Source organism: Anaerocaecibacter muris (assembly GCF_943192945.1).
In the GTDB taxonomy this organism is placed as follows: domain Bacteria; phylum Bacillota; class Clostridia; order Christensenellales; family Pumilibacteraceae; genus Anaerocaecibacter; species Anaerocaecibacter muris.
Genome location: NZ_CALPCE010000009.1, coordinates 1 through 24,918, shown reverse-complemented (window position 1 = coordinate 24,918; position 24,918 = coordinate 1). Strand labels below are relative to the sequence as shown.

The following is a 24,918-nucleotide window of genomic DNA, read 5'->3' as shown; positions in this document are numbered from 1 at the left end:
GAGGAACGGTCATGGGCAAGCTGGCGTGTATGGGCGAGCTTTTGATAGATTTTCAGGCGAAAGGTTGCGGCGAGCTTAAAGCCGCGACGGAGTTTGTGAAAAAAGCGGGCGGCGCGCCCGCCAACGTCTGCGTGCAAGCCGCAAAGCTCGGTTGCCCCGCCGAATACGTATCGCAGGTGGGCGACGACGCGTTCGGCGAGTTTTTAAAACAAGCGATAGCGGCGGCTGGAGTAAACGTCGAACATGTAAAGACTACCGCCGATTACGATACGTCGCTCGCGTTTGTGAGCGTCGGTCAAAACGGCGAGCGGCGGTTTGCGTTTTACCGTCGCACGGCGGCTGACCTGTATCTCGACGCGCGCGACTTCTACGATATAATGTTCGGCGACGGCGACGCGTTTGAGTTTGGGAGCGTGGCGTTAAAAACGGAGCAAGCCCGCGCCGCGCACGACAGTTTAATCGAGCGGGCGCGGCGCGGCGGCGCGCTTGTGTTTTTCGATCCCAATCTGCGGTTTAATCTTTGGGATAGCGCCGATGAGTTAAAGCGGATCGCGCTCGAATACGCGGCAAAAGCCGACGTTGTAAAGGTGGGCGACGACGAGGCGGTATTTTTGACGGGCGAGCATAATATAGACGGCGCGGCAAAAAAACTGCTGTGCGGAACGGTCAAAGCCGTGGCGGTGACGCGCGGCGCGAACGGCGCGAAACTTTATCTTGCCGACGGACGAACGTTCGACTGCGGCGGATATAATGTCAATAACGTCGATACTACGGGCGCCGGCGACTCGTTTTTCGGCGGGCTTATAGCGGAACTTTTGCGGTTGGGCGCAACTCCGTATAATATAGTCGGTAATTTGGATTACTCTCAAATTTTAGAATTTGCTTGCAAGTGCGGCGCATATACGACGACGGGCTTCGGCGCAATTCCATCTATGGGCGATAGGCAAGCGGTAAGTTTAGTAGGTGAAAAATGTTAAAAGGCGAATTTATAAGCGTTTACGAGGACAAAAGCGTTTTTACTGTTTATAAGACGTTTAAGTTGTCCGAGCGTCCGCAACGCGCGATATTGAAAGCGACTGCGGCAGGGCTTTACTTTGCCGAAGTAAACGGCAAGCGCGTGGGCGAAAATTATCTTGCTCCCGGGTGGACGTCGTACAAAAAAACTTTGCAAGTTCAACAGTACGACGTTACCGAGCTTTTGCGGAACGGCGAAAACACCGTTGCGTTTACGGTCGGAGAGGGGTGGTATAAAGGCGATCTGACGTGGGATCGGAAGCGGCGTATGTACGGCGAGGATGCGGCGGTGTGCGCCGATTTGGTTGCGGACGACGCTGTCGTCTTGTCTACCGACGGTAGCTTTAATGCGCGCGAAAGCGTTATACGCGAGAGCGGAATTTACGACGGGGAAGTGATAGACTTCACTGCGCCGTTGCATGATTTGACGGTTAAAATTATCGATTATAATAAAGCCGCGCTGGTCGAGCAAATTTGCGAGCCGGTGCGCGTGACGGAGCGGTTGCCCGTAAAACAAATTATTCGCACGCCCGAGGGCGATCTCGTGTACGACTTCGGACAAAACGTCGCGGGCGTGGTCGAGGTGAATACTCACGACGGTTTCGACGGGCGAATTAAACTCGAATTTTGTGAAATCCTTGTGCACGGCAATTTTTATAACGCTAATCTGCGCACGGCAAAAGCTACTGACGAAATATGTATTAAAGGGAAGGCGACGGTTCGTCCCGAATTTACTTTTCACGGGTTTAGGTATGTGCGAATATCAGGCGCGGAGTTGCCGAGCGACTGCGTTACCGCGCTTGTCATGCACACCGATATGCGCCGCACGGGGAGCATCCATTCGAGCAATAAACGCTTCGACAGGCTTATGCAAAACGTTGTTTGGGGTCAGCGCGGAAACTTTGTGGATATTCCCACCGATTGCCCGCAACGCGACGAACGGCTGGGGTGGACGGGCGACATCAATGCGTTTTGCCGCACGGCGGCGTACAATTACGATATTCGCGCGTTCATGAAAAAGTGGCTCAACGATTTGCGCAACGACCAAGGCGAAAACGGCGGGATTCCGCACATGATCCCCGACTTTTACAGATGTAATCAGCTAAACAGCGATTGTCGTCATACAGACGCCATGTGGAGCGACTGCGTAACCATGGTGCCGCGCACGTTGTACGAAATGTACGGCGATATATCGTTTATAGCCGATAACTACGCCGCTATGAAAAAATTTATCGCGGCGCGCGAACAGACTACAGAAAACGGACTTGTCTGTCGCGGTACTGAATACGGCGATTGGCTTGCTTTGGATAACGAACAGATGGTGGCTTGCGATTGCATAGGTCGCACCGATAAATACTATATAACGAATGTGTTTTTTGTCAATTCTTTACGGATTGTCGCCGAAAGCGCAAGGTTGTTGGGCAAGACCGCCGAAGCTGAATTGTACGCTAAAAAATACGAAAAGACGTTAAAACTCGTGCGCGACGAATACTTTACGAAAAACGGGCGGCTCGCTTTGGATACGGTTACGGCGCAAGTGATAGCGTTGCACTTCGGTATAGTAGAGGAAAATCACCGTAATGAACTCGCAAAACAACTTAACGACAACGTCGTAAGGCACGGATACAGAATGGTTACGGGTTTTGTCGGCTCGCCGTACCTGCTTTTCGCGCTTGCGGACAACGGTTATTTTGATACAGCCGTCAGAGTCCTTATGAACAACTGCTATCCGAGTTGGTTATACGAAGTTGACATGGGCGCGACGACTGTGTGGGAGCGTTGGAACAGCCTTATGCCCGACGGCACGCCCAATCCCGACGGCATGAACAGTTACAATCATTACGCTTACGGTAGCGTTATGGAGTTTGTGTATAGGCGAATAGCGGGTATAGAAACGGTGGGCGCAGGATTTAAAAAGGTTAGGATTGCGCCCCGACCGATTAAGGGTTTGCCCGCGCTCGAAGCGGAATACAACGGGATTAAGGTCGGATACAAATATATAGACGGCGATGTAAAGTACGCCGTAACTGTGCCGAGCGGAATATATGCGGAAATAGTAATTAACGGCAAGACGGTCGCAACGGGTAGCGGGGAATACAAGTTTTCGACGCAAAGCGAAAACCTCGATATTCCGCCCTATACGCCCGAAAGCACGGTGATCGAAGTGTTTGACAATCCAAAAGCGGTCGAGGCGTTTAACGAAGTGTTCGGCGGCATATTCACGGGTAGCGAAATAGCATGGATGAAAGCAGAGCCGAAAACCCTCGGGTTTATGGCGGAGTTCCGCGATTCGGAAGGGAAAATGAAACTGTCCGATTTTCCCGAAATGCTCGACAGAGCAAACAAATTGTTTGCGCAAAAAACAGAACTTTAAATGATTAAAATAACGCAAAAAAACTAAATGGGGGGGCGACGGGCTTCTATTAAGTTTTATGGGGAGATACGCAAAACTTTATTGATAGTGGAAAATCAGTAATGTAAAACGAATTATTTTTTTCGAATAAACCATTTTATAAGATAAATCGACAACGGTATTACGAACGGAAAATTAACGGCGAATATCGTGATTATTGCTGCTGTCGTAACGGAACTGTTTTTTATAAAAAACGATATGACTAAAAATATAAAAGCTACGAGAAAAAAAGTCCTCCATAGTATAAGCAAAATTTTTACCGGTTTTTGTCTGTAAAATTCAAGTTCTATTCCGTAGTTCGAGTCTACCTTATAGATATTTTTCGGAAACGGTTCGCAAACGGTTAAGAATTTACCGCTCGTTTTTACGCTTACATCTTTGAGTTTTTTAAGATAGTTAAATTCGTTTGCCTGTTTTGCTTGTAATCAATTTATATTGAAAAGTAATGTCTTTTATTTCTATTACAGTATTCAAATCAACATATTGGTCTTTATTGTGGAAATCAAAATTGTTATCCGAATACATAAGATAGTCGAAATCGTATGCGCATAATTCATCATCGTATATGAAATTGTACTCTATGCGTTTTATCTCATAGCCCAATTCGATTTCGTTTTTTACCGTGAGAACTTTCTGTATTGCGGTATAATTATCCGCATAATCCATATTAAACAAAACTATATCGGGCAACGCTATGAATTCGGACTCCTCTACACTCACCCTATAAACGTCGGATTCTCCGTATTTTGCGTCCGGAATAGGACTACCGCCATTGTTTGGCAACATTAACGGAATACAACCGCATACTACCGCGACAGCAACCGCACTCATAGAAACGGCAGGAATCCAACGCCTAATTTTCGTAGCGGGTTTCGGCGATTCCATGAACTCAATTCCACAAGCTTCGCAAAACTCATGTGCGATAATTTTATAGCAACAATAATCCCTGTTATGTCTAAAAAAGATTATAGACCGTTTTGTCATTTAGATAAAAACGACAAAATGTATAATTATTATTCGCTTGTGAAATTTCATAATGATATGTTTCCAATAGTTTGTCAGCATTACATTACAGAATTTTTTTATAGTGAACGTGGACAAGGAAGTAAATTGCCGTCACTGAGTTTTTGTACAAGACCTGAACCAATTAGCATTCGATCATTGGTACATGGACGTTTTGGAGCTACATTCTACAATAAAAAAGAAAATTATGTCATTGATGAAAACAAGTGCAAATGTAAACACAGAGAACGAGTCCAGAAAATACTATCTCTCGGAATTCTCTTACTACGACGGCGAATACGAGATTACGTTCAATATCTTGGACATTTCGTTCGTCTACGAAACGATTACGGTAGCAATCACGCGTGCAGGTCGTATTAGCCAAGACACGTTCCCCCTGCTCCGCGACAAGGATGGTAAACTGTATTTCGAGTTCGGTCTGTTCTACGAAAACAAAATCAAGCTCGACGACTTTGTAAACATAGGTGAAGACGATGACTAACGAAGAATACATAGCTATCTTAAAACAAGACTTCCCCAAAGACTTTGCCGAAGACGATGAGTTCACTGCGGCGTTATTGGATTGGTGCGAAAATCGAGGTGAAGATAATGACTGACAACAAAACCGAAACCGTATTCGTCAGTGGGTCGTTAAGCGTAACCGAATTAAGTTATTTTGCCAAGGCTCATGTACGCAGTATAGCAACAAGCCGTATGAACGTACTCATAGGCGACGCTTACGGTGCGGACAAACTGATTCAGCAAGAGCTTAAAAACGTATACGACTACCCGTTCGTTACGGTGTATGCTTCCAACGGCAAAGCTCGCAATAACGCAGGCAATTACAAAGTAAAAGCCATCGACGTACCGACAGGCATTTACGGCAGAGCGTACTACGAACAAAAAGATATAGCTATGAGCCGCGACTGCGATTTCGGGTTTATGCTATGGGACGGCAAAAGCAACGGCACGCTCAACAACATTAGACGGCTAATAAGCATGAACAAGCTCAGTATAGTTTGTTTGAGTTATACCCGTAAATCTTACAAGATTGAAACCGAACAACAGCTTGACAAAATGTTGAGCGACATTAAAGGAGAATAACTACTATGGACAGACAGATAAAGAAAGACAAAGCAATCGAGCTTATGAAAGCTCTCGACATTTATAAGCCGTATATCTTTCATTTTGGAAACCTCCGAATTTATATTGCCTTTCGGCAACAACAAACGGTAGCACGGGTAAAAGCTGATAGGTAAGCGCATAACAAATCCCGAATACCCGACGTCAACGAACAACGCGAAAAAATTTGCGTACAAAGAAAAAGTCGGGCTCATTACGATACCCGACAGGTGTTATTTAATAGTCCAATGCAAAATTTTTCGCGCGTTGACGTCGGCTTTTAACTGTGCTACCAACCACAGCCGAAAGGCAATAAATTCGGAGGGGAAGAGGGAAATAATTATTGACAATGCCGTGTCGGTTTTTCGCAACAAAAAAAGAGCGAACTCCTATTAAGGTGTTCGCCCCAGTTCTTTATGGTGGGCAATGAGGGACTCGAACCCCCGACTTTCTCCACGTCAAGAAGACACTCTCCCAGCTGAGTTAATTGCCCTAACTCATATAGCTTTATAAGTTTAGTATATTTTGACGTTTTTGTCAAGCGGTTTGCTTGTATTTATTGAATAAATGTGGTAAAATGACGGCATGAAAGCGGTTATTCAACGTGTGGAAAATGCACGCTTGTCCGTGGACGGTGAGTGCGTCGCGTCCGTCGGGCGAGGATTGGCGGTTTACGTCGGCGTCGAGCAGTCTGACGTCGAGGCGGATATTATCGCGTTTGCGCAAAAACTCGTCGCCATGCGTATCTTTTCCGACGATTGCGGAAAAATGAATTTGTCCGTGCGCAATATCGGCGGGGATATTTTGCTTGTGTCTAACTTTACGCTTTGCGCGGATATTTCCCACGGCAACCGTCCGAGCTTTACCAATGCCATGCGTCCGCCGAGTGCTGCGAGCGACATGTTCGACTATCTTTGTAACGTCGTTGTCGATCTTATGCGCGACGGAGGAGGCAAGGTCGAACGCGGCATATTCGGCGCGGACATGCTTATCTCGCAGACCAATATCGGACCCGTCACCATTACTTACTGATTATGTTCTACACCGACGATATAAAAGACAAAAAAATCCTTTTGCACGCGTGCTGCGGTCCGTGCAGTTTAGGCGCAATCGCTCCGTTGCTTGCCGACGGGGCGCGCGTTACTTTGTTCTTTTACAATCCGTGCATAATCGACGGCGAGTTCGATTTGCGGCTTGCCGCACTCAACGACGTTGCTTCGTATTACGGTTTGTCCGTTATCGTTCCGCCGCACGATTATAGTTCTTATCTGTCTTACGCTTATGCGCGCGCGTCCGATCGTGAGGGCGGGGAGCGGTGCGCGTTGTGCATGGACGATCGCTTGCGCGCTTCGGCTTTGTATGCGCGCGACAACGGGTTCGACGCGTACACTACGACGCTTACTGTCAGTCCGCATAAAAACAGCAAACTTATGTTTTCGCTCGCCGACGGATTTAATGACGGCGCGCCGTTTTTGCCGCGCGATTTTAAAAAGCGCGACGGGTTTCTTTTATCGTGTCGACTGGCGCGCGAACTCGGCATCTACCGTCAAAACTTTTGCGGTTGCGAATATTCTTTGGCTTCGGTGCGGGCGCAAGCTGCGGCTTCGGGCGGTGCGATATGAGCAACATTTCCGACAAGCTGAAAGACCTGCCCGACACCCCGGGGGTGTACATTATGCGCGATGCGTCGGGGCAGGTGATATACGTCGGCAAAGCGGTTGTGCTTAAAAACCGCGTCAGGCAGTATTTCCAGCACACCGAAAAACCCGTTAAAGTGCAGGCGATGGTGGATAACATTGCCGACTTTGATTATATAATAACGCGCACCGAAAAGGATGCGCTCGCGCTTGAAAATAACCTCATAAAGAAGTACAAGCCGCACTACAACATACTGCTCAAAGACGACAAGACAAGCCCGTATATCCGCATAGATCCGCGCGCGGAATATCCGACTATCGAAATCACGCGGCGGGTCAAGCGCGACGGCGCGCGATACTTCGGACCGTTTATCGGCGTGTCCGTGCGCGACGTGATTTCCGTTTTGCAGTCGGTTTTCCGCATACGCACTTGCTCGGGCAAGCTGAAAAAACGCGCGCGCCCGTGCCTCAATCATGACATCGATTTGTGCCTTGCGCCGTGTTGCGAGCGTTGCGACAGGGCGGAGTATTTGCGGGCGATAAACGGCGCAATGACGTTCCTATCGGGCGGTGGCGACGATATTTCGGGCATCATAACGCAAAAGATGTCCGAAGCCGCCGAAAAAGAGAACTTCGAGCGCGCTATTTCGTACAGAAATCAACTGCGCGTGCTCGACAATTTAAAAAGCAAGATTGTTAGCGAGTTGGGAAAGGTCGCGAATATAGACGCGTTCTTTTACACAGATAACGGGTTGTACGGCGCGGTCAGCGTGTGCATAGTGCGCGGCGGGAAAATGATGGGCGTAAAAAACTACATCATTAACGAGCCGCAGATGTTCGGCGGCGACATGACGACATTTTTGCCGCAGTATTACTCCATGACTAACGAGCTTCCCGACGAAATATGTTTACAGTCCGAGCGCGACGTTACGGCGCTTATCGAATATTTTACGTCTGTGTTTTCCAAGCGCCCCGCGATAACTTTTCCGCAAAAGGGCATGCGCAAAAAACTGCTCGACACGGCGGCTCGCAACTGTTCCGACTTTTTGTTAAAGAGCGCGGACAGAGTGAAGCGCGACGCGGATATGACGTTGGGCGCGTGCGAGCGGCTTAAAGCGGTGTTCGGCTTGCCGAGCGCGCGGCGCATCGAGTGTTACGATATTTCCAATATTTCGGGCGCGGACAAGGTCGCGTCGGGCGTCGTGTTTATAGACGGCAAGGCGGACAAGGCGCAATATCGCCGCTATCGAATACGAACCGTCGAGGGCGCGGACGATTTTCGTTCCATGTACGAAACGCTGTCGCGCAGGTTTATCCGTTATAAAAACGGCGACGCGGGATTTAACGAACTGCCCGACCTTATAGTTATAGACGGCGGCGCGGAACAGGTGGAGTTTGCCTCTCGAGCGGCGGACGACGTGGGCGTAAAGGTGCCCATGGTCGGGCTTGCCAAGCGCGACGAGGAAATATATTTGCGCGGCAACCGCGAACCCGTTAAGCTCAACCGCGACGATTACGGACTGCGATTGTTACAGCGTGTGCGCGACGAGGCGCACAGGTTTGCGGTGCTATATCACCGCACATTGCGGTCGCGGCGGTACGAAAGCGAGTTAAAAGGCATTGACGGCGTGGGCGCGAGCACGGTTAAAAAAGTGCTTAACGTTTTTAATACGCATACCATTGTCGAGGCGAGTGCGGACGAGATAGCGCAAAAAGCGGGAATTGCCAAGAAAGCCGCCGCCAATATATACGCGTACTATCATCCGACCTCGCAGACGGCGACCGCGCTTAAATATAAACTTGTTGCGGTCGATCTCGACGGAACGTTGCTCAATGACGAACTTACCGTGTCCGATTACACGCTGGACGTTATTGACAGATACCGTGCGGCGGGCGGGATATTCACCGTTGCGACCGGGCGCAGTCCTATCAGTCTTGCGCAGTACGTCAAGCCGCTTAAACTGGACGTTCACCCCGTCATGGCGGTTTGTCATTTGGGCTGTGTGACCGTGAACACGGCGGATCTTAAAGCGGCGCAAGTAACGGACATGCCGAACTTGGTTGCGGCGAGGCTGTTAAAGTTTGCCGCGCCGCATTGCAAGATGATGCAAATGTACGACGGCGACGGCGTGGCGATAGCCCAATCCGACGAAATGACCGACAACTACTTTGCGGCGATAAAGGTCACGCCGCGGGAAGTGGGCGACATGGCGGAGTATGCGCAGACCGTCCGAACGCCTATAATTAAAGTAATACTCATACTCGACGAACCCAAAGTTCAATCGCTTACCGCGGCGCTTGTCGCGGAATTTCCCGAACTGAACTTTATACAGTCCACCGCGCCGTTGCTCGCGCGCATGAAAAAACCGGGCGACAGCTTTGAGCCTGCAATGATTGAGTGCATTTCCGCAGGCGCGGACAAGGGCAAAGGGCTTAAAAGCGTCGCCGACTTTTACGGCGTACCCATGTCGGAAGTTATGGCGTTCGGCGACAGCTTTAACGACGTGCCTATGCTCAAAGCCGCGGGGCTGGGCGTGGCGATGGGCAACGCGCGCGACGCGATAAAGACGCTCGCGGACGAGGTCGCGCCGACGAACAATGCCGACGGCGTGGCAAAAACCATAGAAAAACATTGTTTGAACAACGATTTACAAGGAGAGGATTATGCCTAAAAAGAGAACAGACGGAACGCAATATTCGCAAGCCCAAACGGACGGCGACGATGACGTACTCGCGCCCGAGAGTAAAACGGGCGTGAACGACGCGGAGATAGAAGAAGCGGAAGCGGACGTGAACGTTGCGGAGTTTGCGCGGCGCATGAACCTTGAAATTCTGTACAGCGGCGACAATCAAACAATCCATTTTTGCACGTTTAATATTAGCCGCCCGGGGTTACAGCTCGCGGGCTATTACAAGCATTTTTCGGCGGAACGCGTGCAGGTTATAGGCGAAATGGAAATGGCGTACTTGCAACAGATGACGCACGACGCGCGCAAAACCGCGTGCGAGTCGCTGTTGAAAAAGCCTATTCCTTGCCTCATAATAACGTCGGCACACCCGCCGTGCGACGAACTGCTCGACGCGGTGCGCAAGTATAACCGCATACTGTTCCGCTCCAAACAGCGTACCACAATGTTTGTCAACAGCCTGTCGCTGTATCTTAACGAACTGCTTGCGCCGTCGCAGACCATACACGGCGTGCTTATGGATTTGTACGGCGTGGGCGTGCTTGTTATAGGCGAGTCGGGAATAGGTAAGAGCGAAACCGCGCTGTCGCTTATAGAGCGCGGACATCGGCTTGTCGCGGATGACGCCGTTACAATTACTCGCGTCGGCGATAAACTTAACGGCACTTGCCCCGATATGATACGCAACTTTATGGAAGTGCGCGGCATCGGCATTATAGACATTAGAGCCATGTACGGCGCGGGCGCGGTGCGGCTTGTAAAATCCATTGACATGGTCGTTCGTCTTGAAGCGTGGGACGACAAGGCGCAGTATAACAGACTGGGCAACTCCGAGGACTATTATTCGATTTTCGGCGTGAAAATTCCCAAGTACACGGTGCCCGTCAAGCCGGGGCGAAACCTTGCCGTTATCCTCGAAGCGGCGGCGCGCACTCACCGATTGAGCGACTTCGGGTACTCTGCGACCGACGAGCTTAACGAGCGGTTGAGAGGAAATTTCAAAAAGAATTAAATACACTACGGATTATAAATCGCAATGTAAAAGGCTCGATTGTGCGAGCCTTTTATGTTATAAAGATTAGTTTCAATTACGCGTTTAATAAACGCAAAACACGGAGCGTCGCGGCGTTTCGTTAATATTATTCAATCGGCGCGAAGGTTTTGACTCCGCCTTTGACGACGTGCGCGTCAAACGGCAGGTCGTAATATATTTCGCCGTCGAGCTGTAACGGCGCGGGCGTGGTCACTTTTACGCTTTCGCACACTATATGGTGAGTGTACGGTTTGCCCATGTGTTTGCCTTTTACGAACTTGGGCATTACAAGCACCGTGGGCGTACGCTTGGGTTTTTCCATTATCAGAATATCCAGCTTCCCGTCGTCGGCGACGCTTATCGGGGATAACTTTATTCCTCCGCCAATTTGCGTACCGTTGCATACGCCGACCATTATGCAGTCGAACTTTTGCGTTTCGCCGTTTGTCGTCACTTCGACGGGGTAGGGTTTAAACCGCAACAGACAGCGGAACAGCGACGCAACGTAAGACAGTTTGTTTTTGCTTCTTGCCGTTTTTAACAGCACTTCTACGTCCAGCCCCGTGCCGACGACGTTTAGACAGCGTTTGTCGCCGACCTGAATGTAGTCGAGGGTTTTGGGCGCGCCGTTCACTATATCGGCAATGGCTTTTACCGGGTCGAGCGCCGCCGCCTTTGTGCCTATGGCAAAGTCGTTGCCTCTGCCCGCGGGGATAAGACCCATGCGCGCCTTTTCAAAGTCCATGCCATTAAGCACTTCGTGGAACGTTCCGTCGCCGCCGAGCGCGACTATTACGTCCGCACCGTTAGCGCAAAGGCTTTGCGCAATAGCTTTGCCGTGACCTGTGCGTTCGGTTGTGTGTATGTTGTAGGGAATACCGCGTTGGTCGAGATACGCGGTTGCCGCGGCGAGGCATTTTGCGCCGTTGCCTTTCCCACTGCTTTTGTTGGCTATAATTTCCATATTTCTCCGATGTTGTAGCGCGGGTTATTTTTCTTCGCTCGATTTGAGCGGTTGTATCAGTTCCGTCAGCTGTTCGTTGAGTCTGGATATTTTTTGTTGCAATCGCACAGCGCGTTTAAGCACTTCGTCGTCGGTCAGCCCGCCCGATTTTTTGGCGGGGGATTTACCGCGTTGCGGTTCGCACACTGCGGGCGCGTTGGTCGCGGGGCGGGGCGGGCGGCACAAGTCCTTGTCGATCTCCCGTCTTGTGCGCGGCGCGACGCGTTTGATCGTTTCCGTTTTGTGGTCGTAAGACAGACATTCCGCAAACAGTCTGTACAAGGGCGTGACGTCGTCTTGGGTGAACGCCGCGCTCTCCGCCGCGGTCACTGCGGACGCGGGCACGCGCGACAGCACGAGCGTAAAGCCCTTTATTTTGCAAAACAGCATTATAAATATGCGCACGGTAAATTCCGAGCCGCGCTCGAACGGGTGCAATATAAGAAGTTCGCGCATATAATGTGATAAGTAGCCCGCAAAGTCGTCGCGCGCGGATGACGGCGCGCAGTCGATTTCGTTTATTTTGGCTATTATCGACTTTAACGAGCCGGATATGTATTTGGGGTCGGTGTGGGCGTTGCCGTCCGTGCTCGCGTCCTCGGTGCGCAGTTTGCCCGCATTGCGGTCGAAGTCGCCGAACAACGCTTTGTGCAACAGCATTACCGACATTGCGGTCACGGGGTTGGGCAGGTCGGTTTGCGACATTTGCAACGCGCGAAAAAACGCGACGTATTTATACGCGCGGTCGAACGACGGCGACGCTTGGTCTTGCGCGCGCGCGTGTTTTATTTTTGGCGCGAGGTATTTTTCGGCGTCGAGCTTGCCCAGCAACATCATAAGCCCGTCGGTTTCCGCGGACGACGGGAGTTTGTACCCGTCCGCGGCAATCGCGGCTTTGACGGTGCGAAGTATTCTGTTCGCCTCGAAAAGTTCCATATTCTATATTATATCACGGCTCGGACGTTTTTGCAAGATTTTGCGCAAAAATACGCTCGATCGGGAAAATTTTAAATTCTTGCCGTAAACTATTGAAAAAAATTTCAAAACGGAGTAGAATATATGCGTGATAGTTTAAGCGCTTACACCACGTTCGGCATAGGCGGGCGCGCGCGCCGAATATCGGTTGCACGGTCGCGGAGCGAACTTATCGACCTCGCGCCCGACGCGCTCGTGCTGGGCAGAGGGTCGAACGTTCTCGTGTCGGACGACGGTTACGACGGCGACGCGGTTATCAACCGTTACGACGATATTGTGTTTAACGGCGATCTTGTTGTAGCGGGGTCGGGCGCGTGTCTTGCTTCTGTGTCGTCGGCGGCGGCGCGGTGCGGGCTGTCGGGCTTGGAGTGGGCGATAGGTATCCCCGGATCGGTCGGCGGCGCGGTGCGCATGAACGCGGGCGCGTTCGGCGGCGCAATATCCGACAGGCTGTTGTACGCGGACGTTTTGCGCGGCGGCGCGGTCGTGCGGCTCGGTCGAGGCGAACTCGGCTTTTCGTACAGGCACAGCGCGATTGCGGACGACGACGTAGTTATCGCCGCGGCGTTTCTGCTCGATAAAATCAGTGCGGCGGTCACGCTCGCGCGGTGCGGCGAGTACACGGAACGGCGCAGAAGCAAACAGCCGTCTGGCAAGAGCGCGGGTTCGGTATTTAAAAATCCGTCGGGCATTTCGGTCGGCAAGGTGTTGGACGGCGCGGGACTGAAAGGTTTACGCAACGGCGGCGCGGTTATTTCGCCCGTGCACGCCAATATCATAGTTAATACGGGCGACGCGACGGCGGACGACGTTTGCGGGCTTATTCGCATTATGAAAGGCGAACTCGAAGCGCGAGGCATAGAAGCGAAAGAGGAAATTATTTACGTCGGAGGATTTAAGAATGGCGTTTTGGGGCGACTACCACACGCATACGACATACAGCAGAAAGGGCGATAAGCTCCATGCCAAAGGTAGCGTTTTGCAAAACGCCCAAACCGCGGCGCGGCGCGGGCTTAAAGAACTGGCGATAACCGATCACGGGTTTACGCACGTTTACGGCGTAGAGGGCGCTGACGCGTTTGCTCGGCTCAAAGCGGACTGCGCGGAAGCGGAAAAACTCACGGGCGTTAAGATCTACGCGGGGCTGGAAAACAACCTCGATCCGCGGTGCGGCAAGAGTGCCGACGTTACGCCGTTCATAGCCTGTCCGCAGGATATTCTGTCCGAACTGCAAATCGTTCAGGGCGGATATCATGCGTTTATCGGCGCGCCTACGCTCGCTAAAAACGTGCGGTTTTGGTCGCGCAACGTCATATTCAAATTCTTGCCCAAGCGCAAGATTAAAGAGTACAACACGCAGGCGTACAAACGCATGATTGACGAATACCCGATAGATTTTATAGGACATCTCAATCGCGGCATTATCGCCGACGCGGTGGAGGTGGCAAAGTACGCGCACGAGCGCGGCGTGTATATAGAGCTCAACGGCAGACATAAAAGTCTTACCGACGCGGAAATCAAACAAATGGCGGCTTGCGGCGTGGAGTTTATTTGCAATTCGGACGCGCACAATGCCGACGACGTGGGCAAAATGACGCTCGGCGAAAAGTACATTAAAGATTGCGGCGTGCCTTACGAACTTATTGCCAACTGGGAACGGTTGCCCGATTTCCGTTCCGCCAACTTCAAGGCGGCGCGTGCCGAAAAAAATAAAGCCGACGGCGGCGCGGGCGCGACGGAGGACAGTCATGTCAACGATTAGCGGCGCGGACGTAAAGCGCGAAATCACCGAGGCGCGGTTAAAGCCCGAGGAACGCGAAGCGTTGCTGTCGGGGTTTGTGCGGTCGTGCCTGTCGCTTACAATCAACGCGGCGGACGGATTGCTTTTGGGCTTGGACTGTCAAACGGATTTCGTGCGCGATTTTATAACGCCCATAATGATGAACAGTTATAAAATTCGACCCAAGTCAAATGACGGCGCGCTCATGTACGCCGACTGCGAAAAGCTGTTGCGCATGCTCGGAATTTTCAAGCCCGACGGCGACGGGTTCGAGTTGACGGGCATACCCGAAAGGTTTTACGATTACGGTTCGGCGTATGTTCGCGGCATGTTTTTGGGTTGCGGCAGTTTGTCGGTGCGCGAGGCAGACGGGTCGGACAGCCGCAAGGGCGGCGGGGGGTATCACCTCGAATTTTCGCTGGTCAGCGAGAGCCTTGCGGACGAGCTTACAGAATTGCTTGCGCGGCACGACGTAAAGGTGCACAAGATGGAGCGCGCGGACAAGTATGTCGTTTACGCAAAGGACAGCGAAAACGTGAGCAACTGTCTTGCTCTCATGCGCGCCGACAAAACGGTTTTGCGCATTATGGGCACTGTCGTGACGCTGTCCATGAAAAAGGACGTAAACCGCCGCAACAACTGCGATATAGCCAACATGACGCGCACGACCAACGCCGCGGTGGACGTTGTAAAAGCTATCGAGCTTATAGACAAAACGGTCGGGCTGGACGTGCTCGATCCCAAACTTGTAGAGGCGGCGGACGCGCGTATCAATTCGCCCGACCTGTCGCTCGGCGAACTCGCTTACGAACTCGGCATATCCAAGTCGGGATTAAAGCACAGATACGATAAGATTGTAAGCGTCGCCAAAAAGCTCGAACGTAACAGAACGTCGGGCGCCGATAAAGGAGATGACGATAAATGAAGCCTTTTGCGCATTTGCATGTTCATACCGAATTTTCACTGCTTGACGGCGCGGTGCGCACGGACAAGGTTTTCAAGCTGTGCGACGAGCTTAATATACCCGCTATCGCCATGACCGATCACGGCAATATGTACGGGACTATCGAGTTTTTGAAAGCCGCAGTTAAGTACACCGACAAGGACGCGGACTTTTTGACGTTCATGAAAGAGCGCCGCCCGTTTAAGGTTAAACCTATTGTCGGGTGCGAAGTGTACATGACCGAAAACATGCACGTCAAAGAAAAGGGGCTTAACGGCGCGCCGCCCAAGCTCAACCATTTAATCCTGCTTGCAAAGGACGGCACGGGATATCACAACCTGATTAAAATCGTTTCGGCAGGGTACACCGAGGGCATGTATTACAAGCCGCGCGTTGACTTCGATATGATTAAATCGCACAGCGAGGGGCTTGTGTGCCTATCCGCGTGCGTAGCGGGCGTTATTCCGCAGGCGATACTCAAAAAGGACTTCGCCGCCGCCGACGGTTGGATTAAAAAATTCAAGGGCGTGTTCGGCGAGGATTTTTATATAGAAATTCAAAACCACAATATTGCCGAACAAAAAGTCGTACTGCCGCACCTTATACGGCTTGCCAACGAAAACGGCGTTAAGATAGTCGCCACCAACGACGCGCATTATTTGACCAAAGCCGACGCAAAAATGCAAAAAGTGCTTATGGCAATTTCTTTTCACTCGACGCTCGAAAACGACGACGACGGCGCGAGCGGGGAGAACATGTCGAGCGAGAGTGTGGGCGACGATAAGTATTTCCCGACCGAAGAATTTTACATTAAGAATTACGACGAGATGTATTCCGCTCTGCCTTACGAGGACGCATTGGACGTTTCGCTCGAAATCGCCGACAAGTGCGATCCGTACTTTATAAAGAAAGAGCCGCTGCTGCCGTCGTACACTCCGCCCGACGGCATGAGCTCCGACGAGTATTTGCGCAAACTCACGTTCGACGGATTAAAGGTGAGGTACGGCGAAATTACCGACGAAGTCAAACAGCGCGCCGAATACGAATTAGGCATTATCGAGCGGTTGCGGTTTGTCGATTACTTCCTTATCGTATGGGATTTTATTCATTACGCCGAGAGTCAGGGCATACCCGTCGGGCTGGGTCGAGGTAGCGGCGCGGGCAGTATTGTCGCTTACGCTATCGGCATAACCAAGATAGACCCGCTTAAATACGCGCTTATATTCGAGCGGTTTCTTAACCCCGAGCGCGTAAGCAACCCCGACTTCGATATTGACTTTTGCGTCGATCGCAGGGGCGAAGTCATAGACTACGTTACCGAAAAATACGGCAAAAGCAACGTTTCGCAAATTGCGACGTTCGGCACCATGGCGACCAAGGCGGCTATTAAAGATGTAGGGCGCGTGTTCGACTTGCCGTTCTCCGAAGTAAACAACATAACAAAAATGATCCCGCGCGGCTCCGAAAAAATGCACATCAAAGATTTGCTCGGCAGAGGCGTGGACAAAGAGGGCAAGCCTATTCCCGGCGTGCCCGAAATGATTGAGTTGTACAACAACGACAAGACCGCGCGGCGCGTGCTGGACATGGCGGAAAAGATAGAGGGCATGCCGCGACAGATAGGCATGCACGCGGCGGGCGTTATCATCTGCCGCGACCCGATAGCCGAGCACGTTCCGCTGTCGCGCACAAACGAAGACGTCATCGTCACGCAGTACGACATGATTGTGGACGAGGAGTTGGGCTTGCTCAAAATGGACTTCCTCGGTCTTACAACTCTCACCGACATAAAAAAAGCGACCGACTACATCAAGCAGACGAGCGGCGCGGAAATCGATTTTGTCAAGCTCGGTTACGACGATCCCAAAGTGTATGAGCTTATAGGCAGCGGCAACACGGAGGCGGTGTTCCAACTGGAATCGGGCGGCATGAAAGGGTTTATGCGCGAACTGCAACCGTCCTGTCTGGAAGACGTAATAGCCGGAATATCGCTGTATCGCCCCGGTCCTATGGACGCTATCCCCGACTTTATTAAGAACAAAAAAGCGCCCGATAAAATCAAATATCAACACCCGTTGATGAAGCCGATACTCGGCGTAACTTACGGCATAATAGTTTATCAAGAACAGGTTATGGACGTTGTGCGCACGCTGGCGGGCTATTCCATGGGCGGCGCGGATAATATTCGTCGCATGATGAGCAAAAAGAAGCATGAGGCTATGGAAGCCGAACGCAAGGTTTTTGTGGGCGGAGGCGTGGATAAAAAGACGGGCAACAAGATTAACGGCGCGGTCGCCAACGGCGTGCCCGAAAACGTTGCGAACGAAATTTACGACATGCTTATCAAGTTTGCGAGTTACGGCTTTAACAAGTCGCACGCCGCGGCTTACGCGCACGTCACGTATCAAACAGCGTACCTAAAATGCTACTATCCCGTCGAGTATTTTACGGCTGTTCTTAACAACCGCATAAACAAGCTGGACGAGCTTACGCACTACCTGTCGTACATCAAAGAGGCTAAAATAACCGTTCTGCCGCCCAGCGTCAACAAGTCGGGCGCGGAGTACTCCGTCGAGGACGGCTGTATACGCATAGGCATGGGCGCGATAAAAGGCGTGGGCGTACCCGTTATAAACAAGATTGTCGAGGAGCGCGAACGCAACGGCGAGTATAAGGATTTTGTGGAGTTTGTCAGCCGCATGGAAGACGGAACGGGCAAAAGCCTTATAAACCGTCGCATGGTGGAATCGCTTATTTTTGCGGGCGCGTTCGACTGTTTCGGCAAAAAGCGCGCCGTGCTTATCGCCGCGTTCCCGAGCGTTATGGACAGGGTAGCAAAAGAGCGAAGCGCAAAGATGAGCGGACAAATGTCGCTGTTCGACATTGCGCCGGAAATCAAAACGGAGTATATATATCCCGAAGTGGACGAGTATTCGCCCAACGAAAAATACAAGCGCGAAAAAGAGGTTGCAGGCGTATATCTGTCGGGGCACCCGCTGTCGGCGTATATAGACAAGCTCAAGCAGTTTAAATACAACACGTCCATGCTCAATCCCGAACTGCCCGACTGCCCGCCGTTCGATTCAAAAATAACGATAGGCGGCATGCTCACCGCAACGGTGAACAAACTGACCAAAAAGGGCAACCCCATGGGCACGGCGGTGCTCGAAGATCTTTACGGAACCGTCGAAGTTTTGGCGTTTAACAAGTCGTATGAGCGTATACGGCATTTGTGGGTAAAAGATACCGTCGTCGCGATAACGGGCACCGTTAAGCAGAACGACAACGGCATTTCGCTGTACGTTGACGATATTAAACCGTTCGACGAGGCGGACGCGTTCGCCGCCAAAATTTGTTGCTATCTGTCATTGTCCGATACGGCAAAGCTGAACGAAGTAAAAGAAATTGCCGCGGCTTACGGCACGGGCAGGGATTATCTGTACGTCAAGAATACCGACGACGGCAAGCTGTACAGGTTGAGCGACAAATTCGTCATAGACAATCTGTCAAGGAGCGAGCTTTGCGCCGTGCTCGGCAGCGCCAACGTCAAAGAACAGTCCAACGAGTGACGTTTTGTCGGTTGAAAAATATATAAAAATGCGATTTAAAACTCTTTATTTTCGGACGGCGTTGTGCTATAATATATAAACGGAAAAGTTACGGCGCAACGAATTGCGTAATCCGCGCCGAACCTTAACCCGTACAACAATCCGCGATTGTGATTTCACGGATAATTATTCGAGGTGAAAGCAATGAAAAAAATAGCTGTACTTACGAGCGGCGGCGACGCCCCCGGCATGAACGCGGCAATCCGCGCGGTGGTGCGTTACGGCTTGGATATGGGCATGGAAGTCATGGGCGTAGAGCGCGGACTTCAAGGGCTTATCGACGACCTGTTCGTTCCCATGAATATGCGGAGCGTGTCGGACATAATCCACCGCGGCGGCACGATATTAAAGACCGCGCGTTGTCCCGAATTCAAGACGCAAGAGGGTCAGCAAAAGGCGATTGAAAACCTGCGCGCTCGCGGCGTGGAAGGGCTTATCGTAATAGGCGGCGACGGATCGTTCATGGGCGCGAAAGCTATGACTGACAAAGGCTTCCCGTCTATAGGTATTCCGGGGACGATAGATAACGACCTCGCGTATACCGATTATACGCTCGGCTTTGACACTGCGTGCAATACTATTCTCGACGCCATTAACAAAATACGCGACACAATGAGTTCGCACGAGCGCGTGTCTATAATCGAGGTCATGGGCAGAAACTGCGGCGACTTGGCGTTGTATACGGGGCTTTGCGGCGGCGCGGAAGTTATTATCGTGCCCGAACATAAACTCACTATCGACCAAATCGTAAAGACCTTGGGCGGCGGCATGGAACACGGCAAGACAAGCGGCATTATCGTGCTTGCGGAGGGCGCAGGGCATGCCGACGAGCTTAAAGCCGAACTGTCGGCGCGCACCGAAATGGTGGTCAAATCCACGCGACTCGGTCACGTCCAACGCGGCGGAAGTCCGTCGTGCCGCGACAGATACCTCGGCACGTGTTTCGGCGTGCATGCCGTAAAACTGTTAAAACAGGGCATAGGCAACCGAATAGTCGGCATAAAGAACCACAAGTTCTACGACATGGATATTGTCGAGGGTTGCGCAATGAAAAAGCATTTCGACAACGAGTTGTACGAAACCGCGCTCATTGTCGGCAAATAAATTTAATATTAGAAACAAAAATCGAGAGTTGTGCTCTCGGTTTTTTATCTGTAAATTATTTTTAATATACTGTTTATTTATTTTAATTTTTATGATAAACTGTAATGAGTAATTATCGAATGGAGTAAACATCATGACGTTAAACGAAGCCTTTGCGGCAAGAGTTAAAGAACTTTTAAAGGAAAAGAAAATAACTCAATACAAATTAGGGCAGAGAACGGGTTTATATCCGAGTACTGTAAACTATATTTTGCATGCAAAGACAAAAGCGTCTAATTTCAAAACTATGGCTCTTATAATACGGGAACTCGGAGTAACTATTTCCGAATTTTTCGACAGTCCCGTATTCGATTTGGCAAACCTCGACATAGAATAGAATTAGCGCTATAAGCAAAGTTAAACAATAGGCAAGAGAAAACGGGCAATTCCTTTGTTTGGGGAACTGCCCGTTTTTACACGCTGTTACGCGATAAATACGTTTATTATTACGCTTTGCCTGCGCAACCGAGTACGTTGACGAGTTTCTGGCGCACGCACTCTGTGACGAGCGCTCTGCCGTCGCCGAGGTACTGGCGGGGGTCGAAGTGCGCGGGGTTCTCCGCAAAGTGCTTACGCACGGCGGCGGTGAAGGCGAGGCGCAAGTCGGAATCGACGTTTATTTTGCAGACCGCCATGGACGCGGCTTTGCGCAACATTTCTTCGGGAATACCTTTCGCGCCGGGCATTGCACCGCCGAAATCGTTGACCATTTTTACATAGTCGGGGAGAACGGAGCTTGCGCCGTGCAATACGATAGGGAACTTGGGCAAAAGTTGCGAAACTTTTTCGAGAATATCGAAACGCAGTTTTGCTTCGCCCTTAAACTTGAACGCGCCGTGACTGGTGCCTATTGCGATGGCGAGCGAGTCAACGCCCGTCTTGGCGACGAATTCCGCCGCTTCCTCCGGGTCGGTATAAAGCGCGTCCGATTCGGACACTTTAACATTGTCCTCAACGCCCGCAAGTCTGCCGAGCTCGGCTTCTACAACAACGCCGTGATCGTGCGCGTACTTGACGACCTGCGACGTGATTTTGATGTTTTCGGCGAGCGGGTGCGACGACGCGTCGATCATGACGGAAGTAAATCCTGCCTTTATAACGTCAACGCAAAGGTCGTAAGAGCTGCCGTGGTCGAGGTGCAAGCAGATAGGCAAGCCCGAATCTTCGACGGCGGCCTGAACCATTTTCGTAAGATAAATGGGGTTGGCGTACTTGATGGCGCTGGACGACACTTGAAGAATGAGCGGGGCTTTTTCGAGCTTGCCCGCTTCGACAATACCCTGTATCGTTTCCATGTTGTTAATGTTGAACGCGCCTATTGCATATCCGCCCTCATACGCTTTTGCGAACATGTCCTTGGTTGTTACTAACGGCATAATGTTTTATTACCTCCAAAAAAACATTTTGTTTCTTTGGACATTATACCACATTGCAAAAGATTTGACTACTGTTTTATTGACTTTTTCCGCAAAAAGAATTACAATATAAAAAGGAAAAACGGAGGCGTTAATGAAAGACGAAAGAATAGTTAAACTCGCACACAATCTTGTAAATTATTCCGTGGCGGCAAAAAAGGGCGACAAAGTGCTTATCGAAGCGTTTGACGTGCCGTATCCGCTCGTAACGGAACTTATAAAAGCGGTGTACGCGGCGGGCGCGCAGGCGTTTGTTACCAATATCGATACGCGCGTGCGCGCGCAACTGTTAAAGGGCGCGACCGACGAACAGCTTACGCTTTGGAGCAAGCTCGACGCGGCTGTCATGTCCGAAATGGACTGCTATATAGGGCTGCGCGGCAGTGACAACGCTTACGAAAACGCGGGCGTGCCGTCCGAGCGCATGGATAAATTCATGAGCATATATTCGCACCCCGTGCATCACGAAATCCGCGTTAAAAAAACGCGCTGGGTTGTTTTGCGCTATCCTTCGCCGTCGATGGCGCAGCTTGCGGGCATGTCAACCGAACAGTTCGAGGATCACTATTTTAATGTATGCAACCTCGACTATTCCAAAATGGACAAAGCCATGGACGCGCTCGCCGCGCTCATGAACAAGACCGACAAAGTTCGGCTTGTCGCAAACGGCACGGACTTGACGTTCTCCATTAAAGATATTCCCGCCGTTAAGTGCTCGGGACACATGAATATTCCCGACGGCGAAGTTTACACCGCGCCCGTCAAGAATTCGGTAAACGGCGTTATTACCTACAACACGCCCACCGTGTACAACGGCACGCGGTTCGACTGGGTCAAGCTGACGTTTAAAGACGGCAAAATTATACAGTCTGACAGTTCGGACAAAGCCAAGTCCGACGCTATTTTCGATACCGACGACGGCGCGAAATACGTGGGTGAGTTCGCAATCGGCGTAAACCCGTTCATCACGGAAGCGATAGGCGATATTCTGTTCGACGAAAAGATTTGCGGGTCGATACACTTCACCCCGGGGTGCTGTTACGACGACGCGTATAACGGCAATATTTCCGCAGTGCACTGGGACTTGGTTTTGCGCCAAACGCCCGCTGTCGGCGGCGGCAAGATTTACTTCGACGGCGTGCTTATACGCGACGACGGGCGGTTCGTCTTGCCCGAACTCGATTGCCTCAACCCCGAAAACTTGAAATAAGCGAGGGTGCGATGTTTCAACTGAATTATAAAATAACCGACGGCGATATTAAAGCGATAAACAAAAAATTCATGCTTTTTTATTTCGTGCTGTACTTGGCGGTAGCGGTCGTCGGCTTAACCGTCGGCGTGATTGCCGTCGTACTGGCTCCGAGCAAACTGATGTTCGTGCTCGGCATAATATTGCTTGTGCTCGGCGGCATACTGTTGCTGTGTTCGATAATGTTGTTAATCGCGCCCAAAAACTTTGTAGTAAGCGCGATTAAACCGAGCGACGACGACTTGACTGTTTCAATAGACGAAAACGGCATAGCCGTGCAATCGCCGAGCGAGGACGTAAAAATCCCGTTCGCGTCGGTCACGGAAGTGCGCGATAAAAAGCAATACTTGCTCGTTTACACGGGCAAAGACGTTGCGCTCATGATAAAGAACGCAATCGCAAGCGGGCAGACGTTGCCCGAACTCAATAAGTTTTTAAGCGCTCGGCGCGGCGGCTTGGTCAATCCTTACGCCGCGACCGAAAGCGACGGCAACGGCGATGCGGACGGCGAAAATCCCGTCGACGACGGCGATAATGCAAAAGATTGAAAGTTATAAAAATACTTGACGTATCGCCGCCAAAGTGGTATAATTCAAAAGGTTAATCGCGGGAGTAAAACAAAACTGAATCCGCCGCGAGAAATCGATAAAAACGTAATAAACAAAACTCGGAGGTTTAAATATTTATGGCAAACGTAAAAGTTGCAATCAACGGTTTCGGACGTATCGGACGCTTGGCGTTCAGACAGATGTTCGGCGCAAAGGGCTATGAAATTGTCGCTATCAACGACCTTACCAGCCCTGCAATGCTCGCCAACTTGTTGAAGTACGACACCGCGCAAGGCGGCTACTGCGGCAAAATAGGCGAAGGCGCGCACACCGTTTCGTCCAAAGAACCCGTTTACGAAGAGGACGGCAAGACCGTTAAAGTAAACGGATCGATCACCGTTGACGGCAAAGAGATTACGATATACGCAATGCCCAAAGCGCAGGATCTGCCTTGGGGCAAGCTCGGCGTGGACGTTGTGCTCGAATGTACGGGCTTCTACTGCTCGAAAGAAAAATCGATGGCGCACGTCAATGCCGGCGCAAAGAAAGTCGTTATTTCCGCTCCCGCGGGCAACGACCTCAAAACCGTTGTTTACGGCGTAAACGAAAAAACGCTCACGAAAGACGATCAGGTCATTTCCGCGGCGTCCTGCACGACCAACTGCCTCGCTCCCATGGCGAAAGCGCTTAACGATTATGCGCCTATCCAATCGGGTATCATGAGCACGATTCACGCTTACACCGGCGACCAAATGATCCTCGACGGACCGCACCGCAAAGGCGATATGCGTCGTGCGCGCGCGGGCGCGGCGAACATTGTTCCCAACTCGACGGGCGCGGCAAAAGCTATCGGCTTGGTTATCCCCGAACTCAACGGCAAGCTCATCGGATCGGCACAGCGCGTTCCCGTTACGACCGGCTCGACGACTATCCTTACCGCTGTCGTTAAGGGCAAGGACGTGACCAAAGACGGCATCAACGCCGCTATGAAGAAAGCCGCTTCCGAATCTTACGGCTACAACGAGGATCCCATTGTTTCGTCCGACGTTATCGGCATGCGTTACGGCAGTTTGTTCGACTCCACGCAGACCATGGTTTCCAAGATCGCCGACGACCTCTACGAAGTTCAGGTTGTTTCGTGGTACGACAACGAAAATTCGTACACCAGCCAGATGGTCAGAACCATCAAATACTTCGCCGAACTTTAATTAACGGCTTAATAACTGCAAATCAAAAAAGCTCTCGCAATTTTCGTTGCGGGAGTTTTTTGTTAGTGAATTTAACCACTGGCTATGCCAGTGGGCATCATAGAGCTTTAGCTATGGGGATAGACAAAAAAAGTCCTC

The 24,918-nt window shown here is 51.0% G+C and carries 23 protein-coding genes and 1 tRNA gene; 19 read left to right on the top strand and 5 right to left on the bottom strand.

The genetic code is table 11. The features are described 5' to 3' along the window. The first annotated feature begins 11 nt into the window (after positions 1–11). Entirely contained in the window at positions 12–977 is a 966-nt protein-coding gene (locus NFR57_RS08015; RefSeq protein ID WP_251183322.1) for a carbohydrate kinase family protein, read from the top strand. Beyond that, positions 971–3,388, top strand: a complete 2,418-nt coding sequence (locus NFR57_RS08010; protein WP_251183321.1) for an alpha-L-rhamnosidase — start codon at positions 971–973, stop codon at positions 3,386–3,388. The genes NFR57_RS08015 and NFR57_RS08010 overlap by 7 nt, the downstream gene beginning before the upstream one ends. 435 nt (positions 3,389–3,823) lie before the next feature. Here NFR57_RS08010 and NFR57_RS08005 read toward each other — a convergent pair whose 3' ends face one another. Next, the gene (locus NFR57_RS08005; protein WP_251183320.1) at positions 3,824–4,312 is read right to left on the bottom strand and encodes a hypothetical protein; all 489 of its coding nucleotides are present in this window, start codon (positions 4,310–4,312) and stop codon (positions 3,824–3,826) included. Between the two features lie 334 nt (positions 4,313–4,646). Between NFR57_RS08005 and NFR57_RS08000 the strand changes: the two genes are divergently transcribed. The 4 genes from NFR57_RS08000 to NFR57_RS07990 are packed head-to-tail and all read left to right on the top strand — an operon-like array spanning position 4,647 to position 5,688. Beyond that, positions 4,647–4,931: a hypothetical protein gene (locus NFR57_RS08000; RefSeq protein ID WP_251183319.1), complete on the top strand. Its 285-nt coding sequence runs from the start codon at positions 4,647–4,649 to the stop codon at positions 4,929–4,931. Next, the gene (locus NFR57_RS08745) at positions 4,924–5,046 is read left to right on the top strand and encodes a hypothetical protein (protein ID WP_275557189.1); all 123 of its coding nucleotides are present in this window, start codon (positions 4,924–4,926) and stop codon (positions 5,044–5,046) included. The genes NFR57_RS08000 and NFR57_RS08745 overlap by 8 nt, the downstream gene beginning before the upstream one ends. Beyond that, complete coding sequence (locus NFR57_RS07995; protein WP_251183318.1) at positions 5,039–5,533, top strand: hypothetical protein; 495 nt, start codon at positions 5,039–5,041, stop codon at positions 5,531–5,533. The genes NFR57_RS08745 and NFR57_RS07995 overlap by 8 nt, the downstream gene beginning before the upstream one ends. 5 nt (positions 5,534–5,538) lie before the next feature. Further along, positions 5,539–5,688, top strand: a complete 150-nt coding sequence (locus NFR57_RS07990) for a hypothetical protein (RefSeq protein WP_251183317.1) — start codon at positions 5,539–5,541, stop codon at positions 5,686–5,688. Between the two features lie 280 nt (positions 5,689–5,968). Here NFR57_RS07990 and NFR57_RS07985 read toward each other — a convergent pair. Further along, positions 5,969–6,044, bottom strand: a tRNA-Val gene (locus NFR57_RS07985). 92 nt (positions 6,045–6,136) lie between these two features. On the opposite strand from NFR57_RS07985, the gene dtd reads away from it, so the two are divergent. The 4 genes from dtd to hprK are packed head-to-tail and all read left to right on the top strand — an operon-like array spanning position 6,137 to position 10,887. Beyond that, positions 6,137–6,583 carry a D-aminoacyl-tRNA deacylase gene (gene dtd / locus NFR57_RS07980; RefSeq protein ID WP_251183316.1) on the top strand — a complete coding sequence of 149 codons (447 nt, stop codon included), beginning with the start codon at positions 6,137–6,139 and terminating at the stop codon, positions 6,581–6,583. A gap of 2 nt (positions 6,584–6,585) precedes the next feature. Next, the gene (locus tag NFR57_RS07975) at positions 6,586–7,173 is read left to right on the top strand and encodes an epoxyqueuosine reductase QueH (protein ID WP_251183315.1); all 588 of its coding nucleotides are present in this window, start codon (positions 6,586–6,588) and stop codon (positions 7,171–7,173) included. Next, the gene (gene uvrC, locus NFR57_RS07970; RefSeq protein ID WP_251183314.1) at positions 7,170–9,860 is read left to right on the top strand and encodes an excinuclease ABC subunit UvrC; all 2,691 of its coding nucleotides are present in this window, start codon (positions 7,170–7,172) and stop codon (positions 9,858–9,860) included. Before NFR57_RS07975 ends, uvrC begins: the two co-directional genes overlap by 4 nt. Then, complete coding sequence (gene hprK, locus NFR57_RS07965; RefSeq protein WP_251183313.1) at positions 9,853–10,887, top strand: HPr(Ser) kinase/phosphatase; 1,035 nt, start codon at positions 9,853–9,855, stop codon at positions 10,885–10,887. Before uvrC ends, hprK begins: the two co-directional genes overlap by 8 nt. Positions 10,888–11,014: 127 nt before the next feature. Here hprK and NFR57_RS07960 read toward each other — a convergent pair whose 3' ends face one another. Together NFR57_RS07960 and NFR57_RS07955 are read right to left on the bottom strand one after the other, a co-directional pair. Then, the gene (locus NFR57_RS07960; protein WP_251183312.1) at positions 11,015–11,872 is read right to left on the bottom strand and encodes a diacylglycerol/lipid kinase family protein; all 858 of its coding nucleotides are present in this window, start codon (positions 11,870–11,872) and stop codon (positions 11,015–11,017) included. Between the two features lie 24 nt (positions 11,873–11,896). Next, complete coding sequence (locus tag NFR57_RS07955) at positions 11,897–12,847, bottom strand: Fic family protein (protein WP_251183311.1); 951 nt, start codon at positions 12,845–12,847, stop codon at positions 11,897–11,899. A gap of 123 nt (positions 12,848–12,970) precedes the next feature. On the opposite strand from NFR57_RS07955, the gene murB reads away from it, so the two are divergent. The 6 genes from murB (at position 12,971) to NFR57_RS07925 (ending at position 20,697) form a co-directional block, all read left to right on the top strand. Next, positions 12,971–13,843 (top strand): UDP-N-acetylmuramate dehydrogenase, encoded by an 873-nt coding sequence (murB, locus tag NFR57_RS07950; protein WP_251183310.1) that lies wholly within the window; start codon positions 12,971–12,973, stop codon positions 13,841–13,843. Continuing rightward, complete coding sequence (locus NFR57_RS07945; RefSeq protein ID WP_251183309.1) at positions 13,788–14,648, top strand: PHP domain-containing protein; 861 nt, start codon at positions 13,788–13,790, stop codon at positions 14,646–14,648. The genes murB and NFR57_RS07945 overlap by 56 nt, the downstream gene beginning before the upstream one ends. Further along, complete coding sequence (whiA, locus tag NFR57_RS07940) at positions 14,635–15,591, top strand: DNA-binding protein WhiA (RefSeq protein WP_251183308.1); 957 nt, start codon at positions 14,635–14,637, stop codon at positions 15,589–15,591. Before NFR57_RS07945 ends, whiA begins: the two co-directional genes overlap by 14 nt. Next, positions 15,588–19,178, top strand: coding sequence for a DNA polymerase III subunit alpha (locus NFR57_RS07935; RefSeq protein WP_251183307.1), 3,591 nt, complete (start codon positions 15,588–15,590; stop codon positions 19,176–19,178). The genes whiA and NFR57_RS07935 overlap by 4 nt, the downstream gene beginning before the upstream one ends. A gap of 183 nt (positions 19,179–19,361) precedes the next feature. Next, the gene (pfkA, locus tag NFR57_RS07930; protein ID WP_251183306.1) at positions 19,362–20,321 is read left to right on the top strand and encodes a 6-phosphofructokinase; all 960 of its coding nucleotides are present in this window, start codon (positions 19,362–19,364) and stop codon (positions 20,319–20,321) included. A gap of 133 nt (positions 20,322–20,454) precedes the next feature. Further along, a complete protein-coding gene (locus tag NFR57_RS07925; protein WP_251183305.1) occupies positions 20,455–20,697 on the top strand; it encodes a helix-turn-helix domain-containing protein in 243 nt (80 codons plus the stop codon). A 109-nt stretch (positions 20,698–20,806) separates the two neighbouring features. On the opposite strand, the gene fba is transcribed toward NFR57_RS07925, so the two are convergent. Next, the gene (gene fba / locus NFR57_RS07920; protein ID WP_251183304.1) at positions 20,807–21,736 is read right to left on the bottom strand and encodes a class II fructose-1,6-bisphosphate aldolase; all 930 of its coding nucleotides are present in this window, start codon (positions 21,734–21,736) and stop codon (positions 20,807–20,809) included. A gap of 133 nt (positions 21,737–21,869) precedes the next feature. On the opposite strand from fba, the gene NFR57_RS07915 reads away from it, so the two are divergent. The 3 genes from NFR57_RS07915 to gap all read left to right on the top strand — a co-directional run bounded on the left by NFR57_RS07915 (position 21,870) and on the right by gap (position 24,780). Then, complete coding sequence (locus NFR57_RS07915; protein ID WP_251183303.1) at positions 21,870–22,985, top strand: aminopeptidase; 1,116 nt, start codon at positions 21,870–21,872, stop codon at positions 22,983–22,985. Positions 22,986–22,996: 11 nt separating this feature from the next. Then, a complete protein-coding gene (locus NFR57_RS07910) occupies positions 22,997–23,572 on the top strand; it encodes a YcxB family protein (protein ID WP_251183302.1) in 576 nt (191 codons plus the stop codon). A 137-nt stretch (positions 23,573–23,709) separates the two neighbouring features. Continuing rightward, positions 23,710–24,780 (top strand): type I glyceraldehyde-3-phosphate dehydrogenase, encoded by a 1,071-nt coding sequence (gene gap, locus NFR57_RS07905; protein ID WP_251183301.1) that lies wholly within the window; start codon positions 23,710–23,712, stop codon positions 24,778–24,780. Positions 24,781–24,918: the final 138 nt, after the last annotated feature.

Bases quoted from the DNA above. Each gene is read 5' to 3' on its own strand.
- NFR57_RS08015 (WP_251183322.1), top strand. From the start codon at position 12: ATGGGCAAGCTGGCGTGTATGGGCGAGCTTTTGATAGATTTTCAGGCG.
- uvrC (WP_251183314.1), top strand. From the start codon at position 7,170: ATGAGCAACATTTCCGACAAGCTGAAAGACCTGCCCGACACCCCGGGG.
- hprK (WP_251183313.1), top strand. From the start codon at position 9,853: ATGCCTAAAAAGAGAACAGACGGAACGCAATATTCGCAAGCCCAAACG.
- NFR57_RS07995 (WP_251183318.1), top strand. From the start codon at position 5,039: ATGACTGACAACAAAACCGAAACCGTATTCGTCAGTGGGTCGTTAAGC.
- murB (WP_251183310.1), top strand. From the start codon at position 12,971: ATGCGTGATAGTTTAAGCGCTTACACCACGTTCGGCATAGGCGGGCGC.
- NFR57_RS07990 (WP_251183317.1), top strand. From the start codon at position 5,539: ATGGACAGACAGATAAAGAAAGACAAAGCAATCGAGCTTATGAAAGCT.
- NFR57_RS08745 (WP_275557189.1), top strand. From the start codon at position 4,924: ATGACTAACGAAGAATACATAGCTATCTTAAAACAAGACTTCCCCAAA.
- NFR57_RS07955 (WP_251183311.1), bottom strand. From the start codon at position 12,847: ATGGAACTTTTCGAGGCGAACAGAATACTTCGCACCGTCAAAGCCGCG.
- NFR57_RS07960 (WP_251183312.1), bottom strand. From the start codon at position 11,872: ATGGAAATTATAGCCAACAAAAGCAGTGGGAAAGGCAACGGCGCAAAA.
- fba (WP_251183304.1), bottom strand. From the start codon at position 21,736: ATGCCGTTAGTAACAACCAAGGACATGTTCGCAAAAGCGTATGAGGGC.
- NFR57_RS07915 (WP_251183303.1), top strand. From the start codon at position 21,870: ATGAAAGACGAAAGAATAGTTAAACTCGCACACAATCTTGTAAATTAT.
- NFR57_RS07910 (WP_251183302.1), top strand. From the start codon at position 22,997: ATGTTTCAACTGAATTATAAAATAACCGACGGCGATATTAAAGCGATA.
- NFR57_RS08005 (WP_251183320.1), bottom strand. From the start codon at position 4,312: ATGGAATCGCCGAAACCCGCTACGAAAATTAGGCGTTGGATTCCTGCC.
- pfkA (WP_251183306.1), top strand. From the start codon at position 19,362: ATGAAAAAAATAGCTGTACTTACGAGCGGCGGCGACGCCCCCGGCATG.
- NFR57_RS07975 (WP_251183315.1), top strand. From the start codon at position 6,586: ATGTTCTACACCGACGATATAAAAGACAAAAAAATCCTTTTGCACGCG.
- dtd (WP_251183316.1), top strand. From the start codon at position 6,137: ATGAAAGCGGTTATTCAACGTGTGGAAAATGCACGCTTGTCCGTGGAC.
- NFR57_RS08010 (WP_251183321.1), top strand. From the start codon at position 971: ATGTTAAAAGGCGAATTTATAAGCGTTTACGAGGACAAAAGCGTTTTT.
- whiA (WP_251183308.1), top strand. From the start codon at position 14,635: ATGTCAACGATTAGCGGCGCGGACGTAAAGCGCGAAATCACCGAGGCG.
- gap (WP_251183301.1), top strand. From the start codon at position 23,710: ATGGCAAACGTAAAAGTTGCAATCAACGGTTTCGGACGTATCGGACGC.
- NFR57_RS07945 (WP_251183309.1), top strand. From the start codon at position 13,788: ATGGCGTTTTGGGGCGACTACCACACGCATACGACATACAGCAGAAAG.
- NFR57_RS08000 (WP_251183319.1), top strand. From the start codon at position 4,647: ATGAAAACAAGTGCAAATGTAAACACAGAGAACGAGTCCAGAAAATAC.
- NFR57_RS07935 (WP_251183307.1), top strand. From the start codon at position 15,588: ATGAAGCCTTTTGCGCATTTGCATGTTCATACCGAATTTTCACTGCTT.
- NFR57_RS07925 (WP_251183305.1), top strand. From the start codon at position 20,455: ATGACGTTAAACGAAGCCTTTGCGGCAAGAGTTAAAGAACTTTTAAAG.